We start from the raw sequence: 2,877 nt of genomic DNA, 5'->3' as shown, positions 1-2,877 counted from the left end.
ACCGCGATGCGCGCCCGCGGCGCCAAGGTCACGGACATCGTGATCCTGGTCGTCGCCGCCGATGACGGCGTCATGCCGCAGACCATCGAGGCCATCAACCACGCCAAGGCGGCGAAGGTCCCGATGATCGTGGCGATCAACAAGATGGACAAGCCGGACGCCAAGGCCGAGCGCGTCCGCACCGAACTGCTCCAGTACGAAGTGCAGGTCGAATCCTTCGGCGGCGATGTCGTTGACGTCGAAGTGTCCGCCAAGAACAAGACCAACCTCGACAAGCTGCTCGAAATGATCGCGCTGCAGGCCGACCTGCTCGATCTCAAGACCAATACCGACCGTCCGGCCGAAGGTACCGTGATCGAAGCCAAGCTCGATCGCGGCCGTGGTCCGGTGGCGACCGTGCTGGTTCAGCGCGGCACCCTGCGCGTGGGTGACATCATCGTCGCCGGCGCCGAAATGGGCCGCGTCCGTGCGCTGATCAATGACCAGGGCGAAACCGTATCCGAAGCCGGCCCCTCGGTGCCGGTCGAGGTGCTCGGTTTCAACGGCCCGCCGGAAGCCGGTGATCGCGTCGCGGTGGTCGAAAACGAAGCCCGCGCCCGTGAAGTCACCAGCTACCGCGCGCATCAGAAGCGCGAGAAGTCCGCATCGGCCATTTCCGGCATGCGCGGCTCGCTCGAGCAGATGATGAGCCAGTTGAAGACGACGGGTCGCAAGGACTTCCCGCTGATCATCAAGGCCGACGTGCAGGGCTCCCTCGAAGCGATCCTCGGATCGCTGGAGAAGCTCGGCACCGACGAAGTCACCGCGCGCATCCTGCATGCGGGCGTCGGCGGCATCAGCGAATCCGACGTGACGCTGGCGGAAGGCTTCAACGCCGCCATCATCGGCTTCTCGGTCCGAGCCAACAAGGAAGCGACTGCGGCCGCCAAGCGCAACGGCATCGAGATCCGCTACTACAACATCATCTACGACCTCGTGGATGACGTGAAGAAGGCGATGTCCGGCCTGCTCGCGCCCACCTTGCGCGAAACCATGCTCGGCAATGCCCTGATCCTGGAAGTGTTCAACATCTCCAAGGTCGGCAAGGTCGCGGGTTGCCGCGTCACCGACGGAACCGTGGAACGCGGCGCCAATGTGCGCCTGATCCGCGACAACGTCGTCGTGCACGAAGGCAAGCTGTCGACCCTGAAGCGCTTCAAGGACGAAGTGAAGGAAGTCGCATCCGGCCAGGAATGCGGCATGGCGTTCGAAACGTACGGCGACATGCGCGCCGGCGATGTTATCGAGTGTTATCGCGTCGAAACGATCCAGCGCTCGCTGTAAGTCCAAGTCTTACAGCGCGTTCTGTCTGCCTCCTGGCGTGAGCCGGCTGCCTTTGTCAGCCGCCTCACGCCGAGGCCTTTTTTGGAACCATCATGGCGGGAGCGCAGTCTATTGGCTGTGCGTCCTGATCCGTGACCATTGGGAAATCACCGATGCCCAAGCATCAACAAAAAGCTTCGACGTCGCGTGGCGCACAACGCCAGCTGCGCGTCGGCGAAATCATGCGCCACGCGATTGCGGATATTCTTTCGCAAGGCGGCGTGCACGATCCGATCCTCGAGACCAACCTGATCACGGTGCCCGAAGTGCGGATGTCGCCGGATCTGAAGCTCGCGACGGTCTATGTGATGCCGCTCGGCGGCCGCAACACCGAGCTCGTGCTGAAGGCGCTGGCCGCCAACAAGTCCTTCCTGCGCACCGAGGCGGCGCGCCGCGTTAACCTGAAATACGCACCTGATCTGCGCTTCCGCATCGACGAGCGATTCGACGAGGCGGAACGTATCGAGAAGCTACTGAGAACACCCGCGGTACAGCGCGACCTGCAACAAGATTCGGACGAAAACTGATGAGTGAGACCACCGCCCACAGCGTGATCGATTCGCAAAATGATGAATCGAACGCCGCGGATGAAAATAAATTTGTACCGATCGCACCACTCGATTCCGGCGACGACATGCCGACGGCGAATGCCGACAGCGCGTCGCAACCGCGTGGCTATAACGATCCCCGCGACGACAACCGTTCGCGCGGCAACAAGCAATCGCGCCAGCAGGGCCAGGTGCGGCGCGACAAGCGCGACGTTCATGGCTGGGTGGTGCTCGACAAGCCGATCGGCATGACCTCGACGCATGCCGTAGCTGTCGTGAAGCGCCTGTTCCAGGCCAAGCGCGCCGGCCACGCCGGCACCCTGGATCCGTTGGCGTCCGGCGGCCTGCCGATCGCGATGGGCGAGGCCACCAAGACCGTCCCCTTCGTGATGGACGGCCGCAAGCGCTACCGTTTCACGGTGGCCTGGGGCGAAGAGCGCGACACCGACGACACCGAAGGCAAGGTGACCTTCAGCAGCGAGAACCGGCCCACGGTCGAGCAGATCCGCGCGCTGTTGCCGCAGTTCATCGGCAACATCGAGCAGACCCCGCCGCAATATTCCGCCATCAAGATCGCCGGCGAGCGCGCCTATGACCTGGCGCGCGACGGCGAAGTCGTGCCGCTGGTCCCCCGCCCCGTCGTGATCCACGATTTTGTCCTTACGGAACAGGAGGATGACGGCCATTCGGTATTCGAAGCCGAATGCGGCAAGGGTACCTATGTACGGGCACTGGCCCGCGACATGGGCCGTTTGCTGGGCTGCTACGGCCATATCAGCGCCCTGCGGCGCACTTTGGTCGGCCCATTTGCCGAAGCCGACATGATTCCGCTGGAACAGTTGGAGGCTTTGTGCGATAGAGCCGCGTCTGGCGAGGGCAACCTCGCCGACGCGCTACTGCCCGTTGAGACCGCGCTGGACGACATCCCGGCACTGGCCGTCACACGGGCAGATGCGGCAAGGCTCCA

3 protein-coding genes are annotated in these 2,877 nt (G+C 63.5%); all 3 read left to right on the top strand.

What is annotated here, in order from left to right; all coding sequences use genetic code 11:
- Positions 1-1,323: translation initiation factor IF-2 (infB, locus tag JWQ24_RS21975; protein WP_299812544.1), on the top strand; the 1,323-nt coding region annotated here is incomplete at its 5' end.
- Positions 1,324-1,475: 152 nt separating this feature from the next.
- Positions 1,476-1,889 (top strand): 30S ribosome-binding factor RbfA, encoded by a 414-nt coding sequence (gene rbfA, locus JWQ24_RS21970; protein ID WP_299812542.1) that lies wholly within the window; start codon positions 1,476-1,478, stop codon positions 1,887-1,889.
- Positions 1,889-2,877 (top strand): tRNA pseudouridine(55) synthase TruB (gene truB / locus JWQ24_RS21965; protein WP_299812540.1); only part of this gene is annotated, 989 nt, incomplete at its 3' end. The genes rbfA and truB, both read left to right, overlap by 1 nt.

The sequence above is a fragment of the Tardiphaga sp. genome (genome assembly GCF_028290495.1).
In the GTDB taxonomy this organism is placed as follows: domain Bacteria; phylum Pseudomonadota; class Alphaproteobacteria; order Rhizobiales; family Xanthobacteraceae; genus Tardiphaga.
Note: the sequence above shows the minus strand (reverse complement) of the source record. Positions and strands in the feature narration are given on the sequence as shown.